The 16,810-nt window shown below is 42.7% G+C and carries 21 protein-coding genes; 6 read left to right on the forward strand and 15 right to left on the reverse strand.

Annotated elements, in window-relative coordinates; genetic code table 11:
- Positions 1 to 324 precede the first annotated feature (324 nt).
- The 5 genes from B5G33_RS20020 to B5G33_RS20035 all read right to left on the reverse strand — a co-directional run bounded on the left by B5G33_RS20020 (position 325) and on the right by B5G33_RS20035 (position 3,764).
- On the reverse strand, positions 325 to 882 hold the full coding sequence (locus B5G33_RS20020; protein WP_087418884.1) for a DUF3267 domain-containing protein: 558 nt from the start codon (positions 880 to 882) through the stop codon (positions 325 to 327).
- A complete protein-coding gene (locus tag B5G33_RS20025) occupies positions 879 to 1,379 on the reverse strand; it encodes a hypothetical protein (protein ID WP_087418885.1) in 501 nt (166 codons plus the stop codon). Before B5G33_RS20025 ends, B5G33_RS20020 begins: the two co-directional genes overlap by 4 nt.
- Before the next feature lie 268 nt (positions 1,380 to 1,647).
- Positions 1,648 to 2,379 (reverse strand): LytR/AlgR family response regulator transcription factor, encoded by a 732-nt coding sequence (locus tag B5G33_RS20030; RefSeq protein WP_087274996.1) that lies wholly within the window; start codon positions 2,377 to 2,379, stop codon positions 1,648 to 1,650.
- The gene (locus B5G33_RS22820; protein ID WP_140403184.1) at positions 2,357 to 2,416 is read right to left on the reverse strand and encodes a hypothetical protein; all 60 of its coding nucleotides are present in this window, start codon (positions 2,414 to 2,416) and stop codon (positions 2,357 to 2,359) included. The genes B5G33_RS20030 and B5G33_RS22820 overlap by 23 nt, the downstream gene beginning before the upstream one ends.
- On the reverse strand, positions 2,400 to 3,764 hold the full coding sequence (locus tag B5G33_RS20035) for a sensor histidine kinase (RefSeq protein ID WP_087418886.1): 1,365 nt from the start codon (positions 3,762 to 3,764) through the stop codon (positions 2,400 to 2,402). Before B5G33_RS20035 ends, B5G33_RS22820 begins: the two co-directional genes overlap by 17 nt.
- A gap of 575 nt (positions 3,765 to 4,339) precedes the next feature.
- On the opposite strand from B5G33_RS20035, the gene B5G33_RS22135 reads away from it, so the two are divergent.
- Positions 4,340 to 4,609 (forward strand): GNAT family N-acetyltransferase, encoded by a 270-nt coding sequence (locus B5G33_RS22135; protein WP_275532849.1) that lies wholly within the window; start codon positions 4,340 to 4,342, stop codon positions 4,607 to 4,609.
- A gap of 46 nt (positions 4,610 to 4,655) precedes the next feature.
- A complete protein-coding gene (locus B5G33_RS20045) occupies positions 4,656 to 4,937 on the forward strand; it encodes a hypothetical protein (protein WP_087418888.1) in 282 nt (93 codons plus the stop codon).
- A gap of 107 nt (positions 4,938 to 5,044) precedes the next feature.
- Here B5G33_RS20045 and B5G33_RS22825 read toward each other — a convergent pair whose 3' ends face one another.
- From B5G33_RS22825 to B5G33_RS20085, 8 genes are all read right to left on the reverse strand, one after another.
- Positions 5,045 to 5,992 (reverse strand): GNAT family N-acetyltransferase, encoded by a 948-nt coding sequence (locus tag B5G33_RS22825; protein ID WP_087418889.1) that lies wholly within the window; start codon positions 5,990 to 5,992, stop codon positions 5,045 to 5,047.
- Positions 5,989 to 6,480, reverse strand: a complete 492-nt coding sequence (locus B5G33_RS20055) for a hypothetical protein (RefSeq protein WP_143276564.1) — start codon at positions 6,478 to 6,480, stop codon at positions 5,989 to 5,991. Before B5G33_RS20055 ends, B5G33_RS22825 begins: the two co-directional genes overlap by 4 nt.
- A 149-nt stretch (positions 6,481 to 6,629) precedes the next feature.
- Positions 6,630 to 7,364 carry an AAA family ATPase gene (locus B5G33_RS20060; protein WP_087418891.1) on the reverse strand — a complete coding sequence of 245 codons (735 nt, stop codon included), beginning with the start codon at positions 7,362 to 7,364 and terminating at the stop codon, positions 6,630 to 6,632.
- A 68-nt stretch (positions 7,365 to 7,432) separates the two neighbouring features.
- Positions 7,433 to 7,957 (reverse strand): GNAT family N-acetyltransferase, encoded by a 525-nt coding sequence (locus B5G33_RS20065; RefSeq protein WP_087418892.1) that lies wholly within the window; start codon positions 7,955 to 7,957, stop codon positions 7,433 to 7,435.
- Positions 7,958 to 8,052: 95 nt separating this feature from the next.
- Entirely contained in the window at positions 8,053 to 8,496 is a 444-nt protein-coding gene (locus B5G33_RS20070; RefSeq protein ID WP_242974784.1) for an NUDIX hydrolase, read from the reverse strand.
- A gap of 44 nt (positions 8,497 to 8,540) precedes the next feature.
- Positions 8,541 to 9,056 (reverse strand): DUF1287 domain-containing protein, encoded by a 516-nt coding sequence (locus B5G33_RS20075; RefSeq protein WP_087418896.1) that lies wholly within the window; start codon positions 9,054 to 9,056, stop codon positions 8,541 to 8,543.
- A gap of 140 nt (positions 9,057 to 9,196) precedes the next feature.
- The gene (locus tag B5G33_RS20080; RefSeq protein ID WP_087418893.1) at positions 9,197 to 9,817 is read right to left on the reverse strand and encodes a CatA-like O-acetyltransferase, family 2; all 621 of its coding nucleotides are present in this window, start codon (positions 9,815 to 9,817) and stop codon (positions 9,197 to 9,199) included.
- A 45-nt stretch (positions 9,818 to 9,862) separates the two neighbouring features.
- Positions 9,863 to 10,279, reverse strand: coding sequence for a YjdF family protein (locus B5G33_RS20085; RefSeq protein ID WP_087418894.1), 417 nt, complete (start codon positions 10,277 to 10,279; stop codon positions 9,863 to 9,865).
- Positions 10,280 to 10,622: 343 nt separating this feature from the next.
- Between B5G33_RS20085 and B5G33_RS20090 the strand changes: the two genes are divergently transcribed.
- From B5G33_RS20090 to B5G33_RS20105, 4 genes are all read left to right on the forward strand, one after another.
- On the forward strand, positions 10,623 to 11,294 hold the full coding sequence (locus tag B5G33_RS20090; RefSeq protein ID WP_087275006.1) for a response regulator transcription factor: 672 nt from the start codon (positions 10,623 to 10,625) through the stop codon (positions 11,292 to 11,294).
- A 200-nt stretch (positions 11,295 to 11,494) separates the two neighbouring features.
- Positions 11,495 to 12,478 carry a sensor histidine kinase gene (locus tag B5G33_RS20095; protein WP_242971423.1) on the forward strand — a complete coding sequence of 328 codons (984 nt, stop codon included), beginning with the start codon at positions 11,495 to 11,497 and terminating at the stop codon, positions 12,476 to 12,478.
- 71 nt (positions 12,479 to 12,549) lie between these two features.
- Positions 12,550 to 13,230: an ABC transporter ATP-binding protein gene (locus tag B5G33_RS20100; RefSeq protein ID WP_087275008.1), complete on the forward strand. Its 681-nt coding sequence runs from the start codon at positions 12,550 to 12,552 to the stop codon at positions 13,228 to 13,230.
- A 5-nt stretch (positions 13,231 to 13,235) separates the two neighbouring features.
- Positions 13,236 to 15,434 carry an ABC transporter permease gene (locus B5G33_RS20105; RefSeq protein WP_087275009.1) on the forward strand — a complete coding sequence of 733 codons (2,199 nt, stop codon included), beginning with the start codon at positions 13,236 to 13,238 and terminating at the stop codon, positions 15,432 to 15,434.
- 50 nt (positions 15,435 to 15,484) lie between these two features.
- On the opposite strand, the gene B5G33_RS20110 is transcribed toward B5G33_RS20105, so the two are convergent.
- A complete protein-coding gene (locus tag B5G33_RS20110) occupies positions 15,485 to 16,114 on the reverse strand; it encodes a hypothetical protein (protein ID WP_087275010.1) in 630 nt (209 codons plus the stop codon).
- A gap of 42 nt (positions 16,115 to 16,156) precedes the next feature.
- On the reverse strand, positions 16,157 to 16,663 hold the full coding sequence (locus B5G33_RS20115; protein ID WP_087275011.1) for a kinase: 507 nt from the start codon (positions 16,661 to 16,663) through the stop codon (positions 16,157 to 16,159).
- Positions 16,664 to 16,810 lie beyond the last annotated feature (147 nt).

Below are 16,810 nucleotides of genomic sequence, written 5' to 3' on the forward strand. Positions count from 1 at the left end.
GGATGTTGTATTTTTTTGGTCTTGCCATAGGAATCACCGCCGTTTTTTTTTTGATTATACATCAGAACAGCTGTGATTACCAGAATATTTAGTTAAATATCATCAAGTCAGCACACTAGCCATATCTCAATTATACCAAATAAGGAGGCTCCATACTACACTTTTGAAAAAATCACAGTCAATAAATAGCGGGCTTACGTTGCCGTGGCAGAACATCTGGTGGACGATGTGGAAACAGCCATTTTGGAAAGATCAGTGCCCCGGTCTTCTCATTTAATGAGACAGACCGGGGCACTTGTCTATGAAAGCACTTTTTTCATGAAATCATTCTTGGTTCTTTACAAGCCCAATAAATCCAGCTCCCTCCGGATTATCTGCGATTAAAGCAGCTTCGCTGCGCAGTACACGCCAGGATATTGCCAGGTCTGCCCCTGGCAGCATCAGGTTTACAAGTGCTGTCAGCACCGATATTGTACCAGGGCAGAGAAACAGGAACAAAAAGCTACCGCCACCCAGGATAAAGAAAGGAAGAAGCGTACCTATAAGATACGCTTTCGTTGAAAGAATTGTCCGGCAGGCGCACATGGGGATACCACCACGAAGGAAAAACGTCACGTCACCTTTATGCAGCCGTCCTGCCAATTTCCATCCAAAACCATGCAGGGCTTCGTGTAACGGTACACTGACTATAATAACAGCCAGCAGAATCAGACCGGTGCGATCCAGCAGCACCGCCCGGTGAAGCAAGAGCATCCGATAGATTCCCCCGGCCAGAAGTACAAAGGGCAGGGAAAACAGAATACCCCACAGGTAGGTCTGGGATGCGGTAAGGGTGTGCCGCTTCGCCTGCCAGCCCTGGGCAGTGAGAGATTCCAGAGTCATGCAATCTCCTCCCTCCTCCCGGGCAGAGCTTTCAGTGCTTCCAGGGTAGCGTCCAGATTGGATCGATGCCAGTTAGCAACTTTCAAAGCACCGGAACCCATGATACCTGAGCCGAGCCCGCTCATACCTACAGACAGCGTGCCAGAGTGACGCCACTCGCTCAGTTCTTTCTGCTGAGCGGACAGAGCAATCATGCCCTCATCCGTGTCCAGCTCGATACGCCAGTTGAACATATCTTCTTTTACCTCTACCTTGCGAATAGTATTATAGGGGATCTCCAGTGCCACATCCTTTTTCAGCATGAAGGACATCCTCCCGAAAGGAAGCAATACCAAAGAATCCTGGCACATTTGCAGAGCAAAAAACTCATTGGAAAAGAACTTGACGACCCGTTCACTCATGTTGGCAGGGGCATAGGTAACAATAATGGCGCGGTCAGGGATGGGTGTGAACCCGGCTTCCTTTACAAACTCAGTAACATATTTTTCAGCAGGCATAGTAGATATCTCCTTTCGATTTTTCGTATGTTTTCTTTCGATGGTCTAAGTATAGCAGACAAACAGAAACTGTGACCGTTTCTTTCGCCAATGGTTTGATACGTTTCGCCAAATGCAAGAGGCTGTCGCATTAATCAAAATCGAGAATATTTATACATTTTATTGCTCAGCCTGCACCGCTTTGAGCCTATGGTCTCAAAGCTATGCTCGACAAATTCGCATAAAATGTATAAATATTCCTGACATATGTTTAATGCGACAGCCCTTGTTAATCTGTCCGACGATATTCATTTTTCGCCTTGCGGGAGAGGAGGCAGATCTCCCCGTTGTCCATCTCTACCGTCTGCTCCTTTAAGTGTACCGCTCGGATGCGGGAACGGTTGACTAGGAAACTCCGATGACACCGCCAGAATCCCTCCCCCAGTTGCTGTGCGAGGTGCTCCAGACTACTGTTGAACTCCAGCAGTTCATTGTCCAGGTGCATCTGCAGTGTATGACGCAGCCCTACCGCCTCCAAATAAAGGATGCTGTCCATAGGAATGTGCCGTACGGTATCCAGGATCTTTACCGTACAATAACTGCCCTGACCAGGGCGCTGAGCCTCCATCCGCTCCCGGATACTCTCAAGACAGCTCTGTACCCGTCCGGTCATAGCGGTGTGGTCGCCTTTAACGATATAATCCAGAGCCTCCAGCCGCAGGCGGAATGTCTCAAAGGCAAGATCATTGTGGGCTGTAATAAACACAATGAATCCTCTGGGATCGTACTGCCGCAGCTTTTGGGCCAGCTCCAGTCCGCTCATTTTGCCGGGAAAGTCAATATCCAGAAAATAGATAGCCGGAACGGAATCCTGCTTTTGCACCTCCAGCAGTTTCTCCGGGTCTTCCAGGGCCCGTACCGGCCCCATGTCGCTGTCCAGAATTAAGATCTGATTTCTGACGATCTGCTCCAGACTTTTTCGGATAGGCAGCTCGTCATCACATATGTAAACTGGTATCATATAAATCACCTCCTGAACAGTTAGACCGCCGGAATATGCAGCTCCTGAATGAACATCCCGTCCTTCAGGTAAGTGCGGGTGGCACATCCCCGACACCGGGCAACAATGCGCCGGTAACTGGTCAACCCTGTGCCGTGACCGGAGCCTTTGGTGGTATATCCCTTCTTGGTCAGGGAAGAAAGATCCGGCGCTTTTTCATAATTATTTGCCACCGCCAGATACAGTTCTTTCTCCTCCTGGAGCAGTACCACTCGTACTTGACCTTCCTCTTTGGGAACAGCCTCTATGGCGTTATCTAATAGGATGCCCAGGGCTCGGAGCAGATCGTCTGTATCCATACCCAGCCGGCTGTCTATTGGTTTCAAAGCCTCTAATACACCCTTGATCCGCATCTGCCGCATCTTTGCCAGTTTAGTAGCCAGAAGACTTCTTAAGGGATAAAGTTGAATGTTGTTGAGTCCATCCATCTGCGCAATCTCGTTGCCCAGCTTTTCGTCAAAATAACTGCTGGTACGTTTCATGAAGTCCTGGATGCCCGCCAAATCTCCTTCTTGCGCCTGGAGGGTCAGACCGGAAAACAGATTAGTAAAATCATGGCGAAAGGCCCTGATCTCCTGTTGGAGTTCTTCCAGCAGAACCATATGGGCCTGTTGCTGCAAGATTGTTTCCTCCTGTGCTTTGATACGGTCCTGTCCGGCAGCATACATGGCGGCGAACTGGAGCAGGAACACCCCCACTACGATAAGTGCAAAGAAGAAAGTTGCATAGCTGGCGTCCGGGGTCAGATTGGGGAACAAAAGCTGCTGTAAAGGCATAATGAGCATGAGAACAAGACAAACCACTAGGGTCAGAATACCTCTGGCTCGGCTGCGGAACATGGCAGTGAAATATCGGTAGAACTCGGACCGTTTCAGAATGGCTGCCACCAGCAAGGCGATCCCAACGGTCAGCATATAAGGCAAATCCAGACGTACGAAAACCAGGAAGTGCTGACGGTCAAACAGCGGTGAATATTCCTCCACAACATACACCATAGTGTTGTTGGCAGTGTTGACGACAAAAGTACACAAGATGGCTGCCGTAAAGGTGTGCAGCAGCGGAATACGGTGGAGTTTGGTCATCATAGCTCCCAAAACTAAGGCCATCAGCAGATAGCAGGCGGTATCAAAGACTGCGGAAGGAATGTTCTCCTGCCCGGTTACTACGGTATATAAAAGGTACAGAAACATTGCCGACCATTGGAACACCTCCCCGCAAATAAAAAAGATGCCCAGAGACTTCCAGTGAATCTTGCGGCCCAGGATACCTGAGGTCAGGATATACAAAGCCAGGGCCATCAGAGCCATAATAAAGGCGACAGAGCCAAGACGATATGCTAAACTCATGGAATTAACCCTCTCTTAAAAAATAAGTATATGAACTGTTCTGTTTTCCCGATTGCTGCCAAATAGTCATTCTTGTAATAAAAGCAGTCTTTCGGGAAATCGAACCAAACAGTCAGTCTAAATAAGTATATCAAATCTTACATTCAATGAAAAGAGAAAATATAAATCCAATCCCCGACACCATATACGGTATGAAGTTGCCGGAACTGCTATGGATACTGGTGCTTTCCAATTGCTCTACGCCAAGCAATAGTCGGACGCTCTTCATCAGCTCTACTTCCAGCTCCTGGTTCTAAAACTATACCTTATTAATTAAAAACAGTAGAAAGCAAGTCCTAAAAGTAGTATTATTAATTCACCACAGCAAAAATGCATCTCCGTGTAAAGCAGTGTTTTGATTACTAGTAATTTTAATTCTAACCTAAAGAATTTAGAGGAGGATATAAATAAATGATATAACAATACGACAAGAAACACATAAAGATTATAAAGAGATAATTTCATTAATTTTACGTTCTTTTAGTGAAGGAACTGATTACTCGGATGGAACAGATATTATTGCTCTGGTAGAAGAAATACGAGACTCGGAATATTATATTCCCGAATTATCATTTGTTGCTGAATCAGATGGTAAGTTAGTAGGCCATTTCCTTTTTTCGAGATTTCCATTATCTTCCACCCCAAATGGAGTACATATTGATGATAGAGGAGAAAATAATATCGTTATGCTTGCACCCGTGGCCGTTCATGCCGACTACTTTCATCAGGGAATTGGTTCTGCAATGATTACCAAAGGCATTAAAAAAGTTAGAAATGCAGGATATAAAGGGATATATTGTTTATGATATGTATTTCAATGCCTGAAACAAATATAGAAGGAGCTATTTGGAAATGGAATATGGACTTTTAATCGTAATAATCATTATCTGTACAGTAGAGTATATCGAAATTGCAAGGTTAAAATCCCAGGTAAAAAACCAACAGCATCAAATTGATAAGATATGTAATGCAACTGCAAATGAACAAATATCAGCAAATTATATTTCAGATGAATTGAAACAAGATGTAACTGAATTAAAACGGGCGGGAAAAGATACCGAAGCAATTAAACTATTAAGAAATGCCACATCAATGAGTTTATTAGAAGCTAAAGAATACTTTGACAAATTATAAATAACCGTTCGTACAATGGGATTCCTGCCAGCAGCCATACTCTGCCAAAGAGCCCTGGAAAAGCCCGTAAATAAAGGCTTGACCCACCGCTGGCTGTTCAAATCCTATCATCTAAGCAGATATTTCTTTTTCTCAAGTCCTTCTTTAATTCTTTCAGCAGTCTCTTCCAGTGATAATTCTGTTGTAGTCAATACCTTCGTTTCATAGTTCCCCAGATTACAAAATTGCTTCCACATGATTTCCACCAATTCTGTGTTTGTATCTGTGTCTAATTTTGAGCGACCCACCGCCCGTTTCAGAGTCTCTTCTTTCTCCGCCCGTAATATAATGTAATGTACTTCGTAACCATCCTCTACAGCTTTTTGCCAGGGGCCAATAAACCATGGTCCGATAATCCCATCTACGATTACATCATATCCATTATGGGGAAAAGATTCAGCGGCACTAAACACTGCTTCCATAACAACCTTATTCTGCTCATTAGATTCTGGTAAGTAAGGGGGAATTGCCCCCTTGGAAAGATAATGATAAAAATCATCGTTATGGATATGTACTGATCTGCTAAGTGAAGACTCTTTTGCGATAACTGAGGCTGCCGTGGTTTTTCCGGTCCCGGGAGAACCAGTGATTATCACAATTCTTCCCTTTTCCATCTGTAATCTCTTTTCCATAACATCATAGCATAAAAATTCCTGATTTCCCACAGCAATTCTATTAAATTCCACATCCATATATCCTCTCCTCTGGTATATCTTTTTTGCCGGCAATGAGGCGTCCAGCACAATTTTAGAATATTGTGTAAAAATTGCTTGTTCTGCGAAATCAAGCATTTCTGTGCCATATCCCATTCCCTGATAAGAAGGGAGCACAAAAAGCCTGGATATTTCATTTTTCTTTATAGTAACTGTACCAACAGCGTTCCGGGATCCGTCAAGGCAAAGAAAAACACGATTTCTTTCAATATCTTTCATAATGTTATCTTCACTATGATGTGCAAGAAAAAAATCTACCGCTCCTTTCGGATAGTAATTCCTCCAAATATGGGCCTGCTTCATTCTTTTCTCTTCCGGATCTGTGCGATCATATTTTTTACCTCCGTATCCGGCATACTTTCCGCAAGTCCTATCTGATATGTTTTTTCATTAGTTGTGATTTCCAGAAAGCTGCGCCTGAAATAATAACCGCCTTGCGTTTTTTTGATTTCCATAGAAAAGATATCTTTTATCGGCAGGATCCGGAGAAAACCCCCTTGGGCAATGACTAAAAAATGCTCTGTAATATAGCAGACCGGTCCTATGAGCCCTTTTCTTCCTGCAAATCTCAGACTGTCCGGCAGCTCAGAATCTGCTCTTTGCAAACTTTCCGGATCTATTCTGTTGTCCTGTATTGCAATCTGCAAAATAATCCCTATAAGAATACATATTCCTGCAAGCAACAGGAAGGCAATGTCAGTATCCGAATGATACTTTATGGAAAGAATCCCGATCAACCCTGCCAGAATGATCATTATAAAGATAACAGCCAGACACATATATCTGATCATCAGGAAGTCCTTCATGATTCTATATATATTTTTGTATTTTCTAATTTCTTTTATTTTCATAACCCGCATTCGACCTCAGGCGGATAAGATAAAGTCTTTTTATATTATGTTCAAAAATCTGCCCGCCAATTTGTATACCTGACAATAATTTACTCGCCGTCTTCCTGCTCATTGGAAAAAAGCCTTTTCAGCAAATATTCTCTGTTATTGATAAACATTTCTGTTACCTGATAGCTTTCTGTTGCTTCATATTGGATTTTTTCTATCCTGCCCCTGTCAAAAGACAGGATCTCTGCCCCAGGATATCCCAAAAGTATAGGAGAATGGCTGGCGATCACAAACTGGGCGCCGATTTCCACTGCTTTTTTTATTTCAAGCAAAAGAGTCAGCTGCCTCTGAGGGGAAAGGGCCGCCTCGGGCTCGTCCAGAATATAGAGTCCCGGTGAAGACAGTCTGCTCTGCATAAGGGCCAGAAAACTTTCCCCGTGAGACCTTTCATGAAAGTTCATAGAAGGATGGGAAATATCCGCATATTCCATCTCTTTTGTCGCCACATTGTAAAAGCTTTCTGCCCTCAGGAAGTAGCCCCATTTTTTCTGCCTGATCCCCCGGACAAGAGTGATGGCTTCCCAAAGTTCCGAATGGGTATCATAGGTAGAAAAGGAATAATTTCTGCTTCCTCCTTCCGGATTAAATCCATAGGCCACAGCAATCCCTTCCAGCAGAGTGGATTTTCCTGTGCCGTTTTCCCCTGCAAAATAAGTCACCGGACTTCTGAATGGAATCTCCTCCACATCTTTCAGAGCCGGAATACGATTTAAATAACTGTTTGCTGGAACCCGGTTCCAGTCAATACATACCTTTTTAACAAACAGCGGATACATACGTGTCTGTTTCCTCCCTTATCGTACTGTAATCCACATTATGATTTACAGCAATTTTCTCCATTCTCCTATAAGGCGATCCAGTATCTCTGTTTGATACTACCTTCTTCCAGGACTTCATTCTCTAAGATACCGCCGTTCCTGATAATGGATTTTGCCGAGCCGATATTATTTTTGTCACATGTCATTAACACCCTTGTCAGCCCCAGTTTTCTGCATTCTTCCAATGCCAGCCGGATCATTTCCGTGGCATAGCCTTTTCTCCTTTCGCTGGGCCTTATCCCATCGCCGATATGTCCTCCGTACTTTAACAGGTAGTCATTAAGGTCATGGCGGATATTCATCGCCCCTACCATAAGATTTCTTTTTCCATCGAAACAAAAGAAAGTAGAATCCGGAACCAGCCCTTCCTGGGGTTCTTTATATTCCAGGTGTTCCAGATAATATGCAAAATCCTCATAATTATTTCTAAAAATTGCATTGGGTGATGTGTTGGCCTCCGGATGATTCTCGTTGTAATCAATCCATTCTTTGAGCATATCAATGATCTGATTCTTATATTCATAGCTTCCTTTAACCAGTTTTATTTCCATATGTTTTTCTCTCCTAATGTACTAGCTTATTACTTTGTATCTCAGAAATAAACTGTTGACCATTCCTCCCGGCTGTACGGTTAACTTCCATGTATTTATAGATAACCTCTGTTTCTGGCTTCCTGAATAAGCTTAGGCTGGATCAGGGGATATGTCCAGTTATCTGTCAGATCCTGGCACAGAATAATTTTCTCTATCTCGCTATGTATTTTTTCAAAGGAAAAAACCTCTGCTGTAAAAAGCATGCCATAAGTTTCCTCTGAAAGATCTTCACCTACTCTTGTTTTCCCTTTTACGGAATATACACAGACCTGCCGGATGTGGAAATCTACTGCTCCTGTTTCCTCTTTCAATTCACGTTTCGCCGCCTCCAGGATTGTTTCTCCAGCCTCTCTGTGACCTCCCGGTACTTCCAGAGTATCTCTGTCTTTGTGTTTGCAGAAGATCCATTTTTCTTCTGTTTTGGCTATGATCACTGCAAACTTCAACAGGGAATCCTCCACCGTATCATAAAACTTTACTTCCACTATATCGTTCATTTTCCTTTACTGTATCCTTCATTTTCTTCGGTTTTCCAGACAGACTATTGAGAAATTCGGTAGTGTGCCACCAGATCTTCTCTCTTCTCCAGAATATCCTGCTCATATTTTGTCTGCCAGGGGCTGTTGTGATGGATCACATAGGGAACGCCGTTTTCATTTCTCCGGTCGGAGACAATGCCGATGTGGTCCTGGAATATTACAATATCCCCACCCTGCCACTCTTCTATTTCAGAAAGATCTGTAGTAAGGCTTATTGCCCTGTGTTCAAAATATACCTTCAGATTTCTCACCCGTCTGAAATCAATGTTTTTATCCGGCTGTTCTATATTGTAACTCACCTGATCTGCCCTGATATCCTCATCTACCAGAGTCATCAGATCATATCCGGCGCCTTTCAGCGCAAATGTCACCACATCTGTACATACGCCATAACCGTCATCCGGATAGCCTGTCTGATAATATTTACTTTTATATTTAGGCTTAGCAGCAATGTAGTCCAATGCACTCTGGAGGATATCCGCCTGGTCGTCTATGCCGTCCCCATCTTTGTCTGTCATGCTGTGGACCTGTGGGATAACCTGGCTGTATCTATCTGGAAGACGTTCCGAAGAAGTATTTTGATACCGGAAACCCCTATAAAGAAAAATGCCCAGAACAACAGCTGCACATATCACTATAATAATTATAATGTTCTTTTTCACAGTTCTTTGATCTCTCTTTGCAGATTTGCCAGAAACGTCCCTGCATGGGCTCCGTCCATCTGTGTGTGGTGAAATTGAAAGGAAAGAGGCAGCTCATATCGGAACCATTTCTTTTTATATCTGCCCCAGATCATAAAAGGATTGTTAAAAATACCGCTGTTCATCCCTACTGCCCCATCAATTTCCGTATCTATGATTGCTGATGTGCCGATCACCATACAGTCTTCTGACAGATCTATATCCCGGCACTTTTGGGCTGCCTGGGTTGTATATTCCAGGTACTGCTTATTATATTCCTCTAAATCCGGCTGATAATAAATATCGCAGGAATTGATTTCTCCGTTTTTGTTTTTTATAATGGTATTCACTGCGATCCGATCATATTGGAGCAGTTTGTCTCCCACAGGAAGTATATAAAACTCTTTCACTTCTGCTGCTGCCTTTCCAATACAGTAATCCAGCAGCATATTAAACTTCATTTTTCTCTTTTTACTTACTTTAACAAGATTCGTCACATCCAGAGTCTTTAAAAACGTCACCATTGGATTAGGAGCTTTCATCCAAAGCTCGTATGCAACAGCACGGCTTGTATCTTTCGGATCCACTTCTTTTACCATTGTACCCCTCACCCAAAATAAGACTTGTCAAGAAACACCAGGGCATTACCTGCCCCGGTGTTTCTCTTTTTTCTTTTGCTGTTTCATTTCAAACCTACGCTCAGATTCCGCCAGTTTCTTTTCCCGGCTTTTCTCTTTGCGCATCTTTTTGTTCTGCTCCTGCTGAAGTTTCAGAGCCTGCTGGGATTTTGTTCCAATACCTGTATTCTCCATCTGTCTCTTTACATCACGCTGCATTCTCTTAGGATTTTTTTTCCTATCCTTAACAGCAGTTTCCACAGCGGGGCTAAATTGCAGACTGTAATAACGTCTCAGTATAAACTCAGAAACTTCATAGTCCTTTGGCTCTGAGCCAAAAGTCACTTTCGCCGCAGCCAGTTTTCCATCCTGAATCCGCTCAAAAACGCCTACCCAGAATGGATCTTCAAAGCACACGATCAGTCTGCACCATACTTCGCCCATAACAATCCCTCCTTCGTTGATTGAAATGAGCAAAGAACGGACAACCCGGAGGGGCAGGTTACTTACCCTGTCAAGCAGGACGGCCGGGCTACCTACCGGCTCTGGCATACATTGCTGCATACGTTGCGTTTTTATCTTTGCTTTTATATTTTTTCATTATACTATATCATCCTCCTTCTGTCATTTCCTTTGTTAAAAAATTAGTTATTTTCCATTGAACAGGTATGGCTTTACTGCCTTGCTTCTTTCGTTCTTTCGAAATATAATGATTCCATAGAAAGTTATATACAAGAAAGCTATCGGACAGCAGAAAATATTGTCAGGCAGAAAGGAGGCAATGATTATGATTGAAGTTTACTATATAGAAGACGATGAAACAATTGCTGATTTGGTGAAAGAATATTTGGCTCAGCAAAACTGCAGCGTTCTTATTTTCCGAACAATTTCAGAAGCAAAACGGGCACTGCTGGATCATCTTCCTACACTAATCTTAATAGACTGGAACCTGCCGGATGGCCAGGGAAATGACCTATGCCGCTGGATCCGTATTAGATCGGCCAATTTACCGATTATCTTTTTGACTGTTCGAGGGGATTCTCACGACATTGTGGCCGGATTTCAGAATGGTGCCGATGATTACATTGTTAAGCCATTTGAACTTACTGTTCTCTATTCTCGTATACTTGCACTGCTTCGCAGAACAAAAGCTGTCAGAGAATCAAAGCTGTTTTGCAACGACCTGGTCATAGATAAAGAAAAATTAGCTGTTTATTATCAGCAGGAAGAAATCACTGTAAGCCAGCCGGAGTATCATCTTCTTTTATTACTGATGGAAAATAAGGGGAAAACGGTTACCAGAAAGCAGCTTTTAGAGGAGATCTGGGACAGCAATGGAAATTATGTGAATGATAATACACTGACTGTTACTATGAAACGGTTACGTGAGAAACTTCATAATCCCCCATGTCTGAAAACAGTCCGCAGCTTTGGCTACCGGATGGAGGATACCATATGAACGAAAAACGAAAACAAGGATTTCTATTTTTTATTCCCATATTTATTCTTTTTCTGTGTATGACTTGTATGGCATTTTTTTGTCTGCAAACTTATCAGCAGAATACTTTCAAACACATATCTGCATTTTTCCAAACTGCTGCAGAAGCCGATCCTAAATCGGAACCGCAGCTCTTATCTGCATTAAAAGAATATCAATCTTTGTCAGAACAGAAAGTGGACAAACATAATTATCTGGAAAAATACGGGTATCATAAGGATGACTTTTGCAGAGGGCTTCCGGTCCATATCTTTGCACTCTTTTTTTCCTTATTTTTTATTTCTGCCTGCGCTTTTGCCTGGGAGATATGGAGGCTCTGCAGACAAACCCGGCGGCGGATTACTTATCTGACGGAATATCTGGAACAGGTCAATACAGGAACCGGCGGGACATTCATACAGACACAGGAAGATGATTTTTCTCATTTACAGGATGAAATATATAAAACTGTCACCATGCTTTATCAGACCAGAGAAGAAGCGATTGCTGCCAGGGAAAGATTCGCTGAAAATCTGGCAAATATCGCCCATCAGCTGAAGACACCGATCACCGCAGCATATCTTTCTCTACAGCTGATGAAAAAGGCTTCCCAAAATGAATATGCATTACAAGTAGAAAAACAATTGGAACGTCTGAACCGGCTGGAAGAATCTCTGCTGACTCTTTCTAAAATTGACGCAGGCACTCTACCCTTAAAATTCCAAAAGGTTGACATCTATACCGCATTAACTCTGGCAGCGGAAAATCTGAATGATTTACTGTCAGAGAAAAATGTTTCGGTAGTTATACCAGAGAAAGGAGGTATGGAGTTTTCCGGTGATCTGGAATGGTCAATGGAGGCACTTATCAATCTAATGAAAAATTGTATGGAGCATTCACCGTCCGGCGGACACATTTATTGTGATTACACAGAGAATCCTTTGTATGCACAAATTCTGATATGGGATGAAGGCACAGGATTTGTCCAAGGGGACATCCCCCACCTTTTTGAACGATTTTACCAAGGCAGGAACGGAACTCCCAATGGATCCGGCATCGGATTAGCCCTTGCCCGATCGATCTTCGAATTGCAAAATGGAACAGTCACTGCCCGAAACATTCCAGAGGGCGGCGCCTGCTTTGAAATAAAAATATACAGTCACTGAGATGTCACTTTACTTTGTTATACTGTATACAGGCTTAGCAGATCGGCCAGTTACAGAAAGGAGAAGGCGGCATGGAAATACTAAGGTGTGAAGGTGTCCGGAAAGTATACGGTTCTGGAAATAATCAGGTGGTGGCATTGGATCATATCGACCTGTCCATACAGAAGGGAGAATTCGTTGCCATTGTAGGTGCTTCTGGTTCAGGAAAATCTACTCTTCTACATATCCTGGGCAGTATAGATAAGCCTACAGAAGGCAAGGTTGTGATCGAAGACACAGATCTGTCAACGATGACGCCAACACAGGCAGCGATCTTCAGGCGCAGAAAGGTAGGGCTTGTTTATCAATTCTACAATCTGATCCCCACCCTTACAGTGCGAAAGAACATTCTCCTGCCTCTTATGCTGGATAAGAGAAAACCCAATGAAAAATATTTTGAGCAGATTGTCAATTCCCTGGGAATTATTGACAAGTTAGACTTTTTTCCCCATCAGCTGTCCGGAGGCCAGCAGCAGCGTACAGCCATCGCCCGGTCTCTGATTTACCGTCCGGCTCTTTTACTGGCTGATGAACCAACTGGAAATCTTGACAGGAAAAACGGGGAGGAAATTATAGATATGCTGAAATTGTCAAACCGCAGTCTGAACCAGACTATTCTTTTAATTACCCATGATGAAAAGATCGCTTTAGAAGCTGACCGCATTATAACCATAGAAGATGGAAAGATCCTCAGCGATCAGAAAGGCCGGTAAAAGATATGTGGAAAGATTATTCAATTGGATTTATCAGAAAAAACCGTGCTTCCAGCTTATCTGTGCTCGCTGCAGCTTTTATATCTGCACTGTTCTTGTCTTTGCTGTGCAGTTTATCTTACAATTTATGGAAATACGAGATTGAATCAATCACTTTAGAAGAAGGCAGCTGGCAAGGACGGATTTCCGGAACATTTAACGAAAGTATCGTATCAGCTATTCAGAATTTCGCAAATGTAAAAACTGTCCAAATTAATACAGAGCTTTCAGATGAAGAACATCTTGTGATTGATATCTGCTTTCAAAATATGCGGACGATCTATCAGGATCTGCCGCTGATAGCTGAGCATTTTGGTGTGGATGACAATTCTGTGTCTTATCACGAATTGCTTTTATCAAGATACTTGATCCATGACCCCCAGGATACAGATCCTCCTTTATTGATGGCTTTCTATCTGGCAGTGCTGCTGATCGCATCAGTGTCTTTAATTCTGATCATTCACAACTCTTTTGCAGTATCCATGAAAGCCCGTATACATCAGCTTGGCATCCTTTCCAGCATAGGAGCCACACCAGGGCAGATCCGTGCTTGTTTATTGCAGGAAGCCGCCGCTCTTTGTATCCTGCCTATATTATTGGGAACCGTTGCCGGGATCGCATTAAGTTTTGGAACTATCCGGCTTATCAATGCTCTGGCAAAGGGAATTTCCGGCAGGCACGAAGCAGTTTTTGCCTATCATCCGATACTATTTGTGATCACCATATTGTCAGCTATTTTAACGGTTTATGTTTCTGCATGGCTGCCTGCAAGAAAACTAAGTAAACTGACACCCCTCGCAGCAATCCAAAACATTGGAGAGACCCATCTAAAAAAGAGAAAAAAATCTCCCTTTCTATCCCGGATATTTGGCGTTGAAGGCGAGTTGGCCAGGGCTACAATAAAGGCGCAAAAGAAAGCCCTGCGGACTTCTACATTATCTTTGACCCTTTCTTTTCTGGGATTCACACTGATGCTATGCTTTTTTACCCTCTCTGGGATCAGCACAAACCATACCTATTTTGAACGTTATCAGAACGCATGGGATATTATGGTAACAGTGAAAGATAGGAATATAGAAAATTTTGAGAAAACAGAGGAGATCCTGCAATTAAATCATGCAGAAAGCGTTATCTATCAAAAGGCAGCAGCCCAATGTGCAGTTCCGGAAGCCAGTATCAGTGATGATCTGCATCGGTTAGGAGGTTTGGAATCGGTAGCAGGAAATGTCGCCCGTACTTCCGAAGGCGTTTATTCCGTTCAGGCTCCCATTATCATTATGGATGACAATGGATTTAAAGAATACTGTAAAAAGATAGGAATAAAGCCGGAAAAAACAGGATGTATTGTCCTGAACCGCATCTGGGACAGTATAAACAGCAATTTCAGATACAAAGAATATGTTCCATTTCTGACTGCAGAACAGAATACTATCCTTTTACAGAATGTGGAACATACGCAAAATACAGTGGAAATTCCCGTCCTTGCTTATACACAGGAACCACCTGCTTTAAGAGAAGAATATGCGAACTATACTCTGGTTCAATTCATTCCTCTTTCTACCTGGAGACAGGTTGAAAAAGTGATCGGAAATGCCGAACCAGATACTTATATTCGTATACTGGCAGAAAACAGCAGAGAACTTTCCGCACTAAACATGCTGGAAACAAAAGCTGCGGATATCATGGAAGGAAACTATACTTTTGAAATAGAAAACCGTATCCAGGAAAAAATCGACAACAATGCCATGCTGAATGGTTATAAGCTGATTGTCGGAGCCTTATGCGTTTTGCTGGCAATAATCGGCATTGCAAACATATTCTCATACACTTTAGGATTTGTTCAACAAAGGAAACGAGAATTTGCAAGGTATATGTCCATCGGCATGACACCGGAAAGCATGAAAAAAATGTTCTGTATTGAAGCCCTGGTAATTGCCGGCCGTCCGGTGTTGATCACCCTGCCCCTTACTCTGCTGTTTGTAGGATTCATGGTAACAGCAAGTTATCTGAACCCAATGGAATTTCTGAAGGCAGCTCCGATCATGCCGATTGTAATTTTCATATTGGTCATTTTCGGTTTTGTGGCATTGGCCTATTACATCGGCGGCAGAAAAATAATGAAATGCAATCTGATTGAGGCACTGCAAAGGGATCATATTTTATAAGAGAATGGTCCGGGCTGTAGTCCCGGACCATTCCTTCATAGCTAAGCACTTTAAAAGTTCTGAAAAATTGATGTCAGCGCCATCAATATAAATATAACAACAAACAAAATCTGTACAACATGTCCGCTTCCGGCTGTTGTTTCCTCGAATTCCATGGGTCTGTCATCAAAGATACCTGGATCCTTCATCCGTTCTTTATACTGAAAATCCTCCAGATAATGCTTCCATCCGCTCCGGTCTGTATAGATGCGTACCTGATTGGAGGCAAGATACCGGTGGATCGGCTTTCGGTATCCCTGACTTGTGATCGTATTCACAACTCCGGTAACCGGATCTGTAATATCCACCTGAAGATAGTAATACCTGTGATATCTAAGAGAGTTATTTTTTCCTGACTGATAAGGAACATCCTGCCGTACCACACTCCGGATCCAGCCAAGCTGTGAAGATCCGTATGCGATAGCCTCTGCCCGCTGCCTGCGGTAAAACAATGCTTTTCGTATCATAGTAACAGCGGTATACACCGGAAGCAATCCCGCCACAAAAAACAAAAGAGCAGCTGTATGGGTACCGCCGGTCAGAAAAGAACCAATAAGTGAGGAATACCACAGGATCACAAACAAAATCAGGAATACCACATTTCCCATTTCCTCCTCTGCAGGCCGGATCTTTCTTTTCATAAATTTCTCCTTTTTCTTTAGTTTGATATTCTCTTTAATCCATTAAAATTTGTCAGTATTTAAAAGGGTATCATAAATGTCTTTAACAATATTTTCCATATCCTTCTCAGCAGTAATACTGGTTTCATGTAATATATTTGAAAAGTCTTTTTCACGCCACCATCTTCGCATTTCCTTTGCGCCAAATTCCTGACACTTAGCTCTTGTCAAATGTCGCTTAACGGTCTCCTCGAAAGGCAGATCAAAATAGTAGGCAAACACTTCTGTGCCATATACTTGAATAGCCAGTTCAAATAATGACTTATACCAATCTGCATTCATGATACCTTCCAGTATAACGATATCGCTGTGTTTACTGCCATATATCAGAAGTTCCTTCATAAGAGGCAATGCAGGTGTATTTTCTCCATCATCAACATTCAACATATTTCTTCTTATTTCGTCTTGCGAAATAAGCATGGTATTCTGTCCAAATTTACTTTGTAATTCTTTTGCGATTGTGGATTTCCCACTGCCTGAATTTCCTCTGAGTATAATTAATTTTCCCATGTTATCTCCCCTCTCAAACACAAATTAGAATTGAACAAAATCGCTGCGCGATGGCCTGCCAAGGCTGTGGCATAGCGATTTTCTGTTTTCTATAACAAAAGCAGTAGAAAGCAAGTCCTAAAAGTAGTATTGTTAAGTCACCACAAC

Origin of the sequence: Blautia sp. An81 (genome assembly GCF_002161285.1) — a bacterium.
In the GTDB taxonomy this organism is placed as follows: Bacteria; Bacillota; Clostridia; order Lachnospirales; family Lachnospiraceae; genus Blautia; species Blautia ornithocaccae.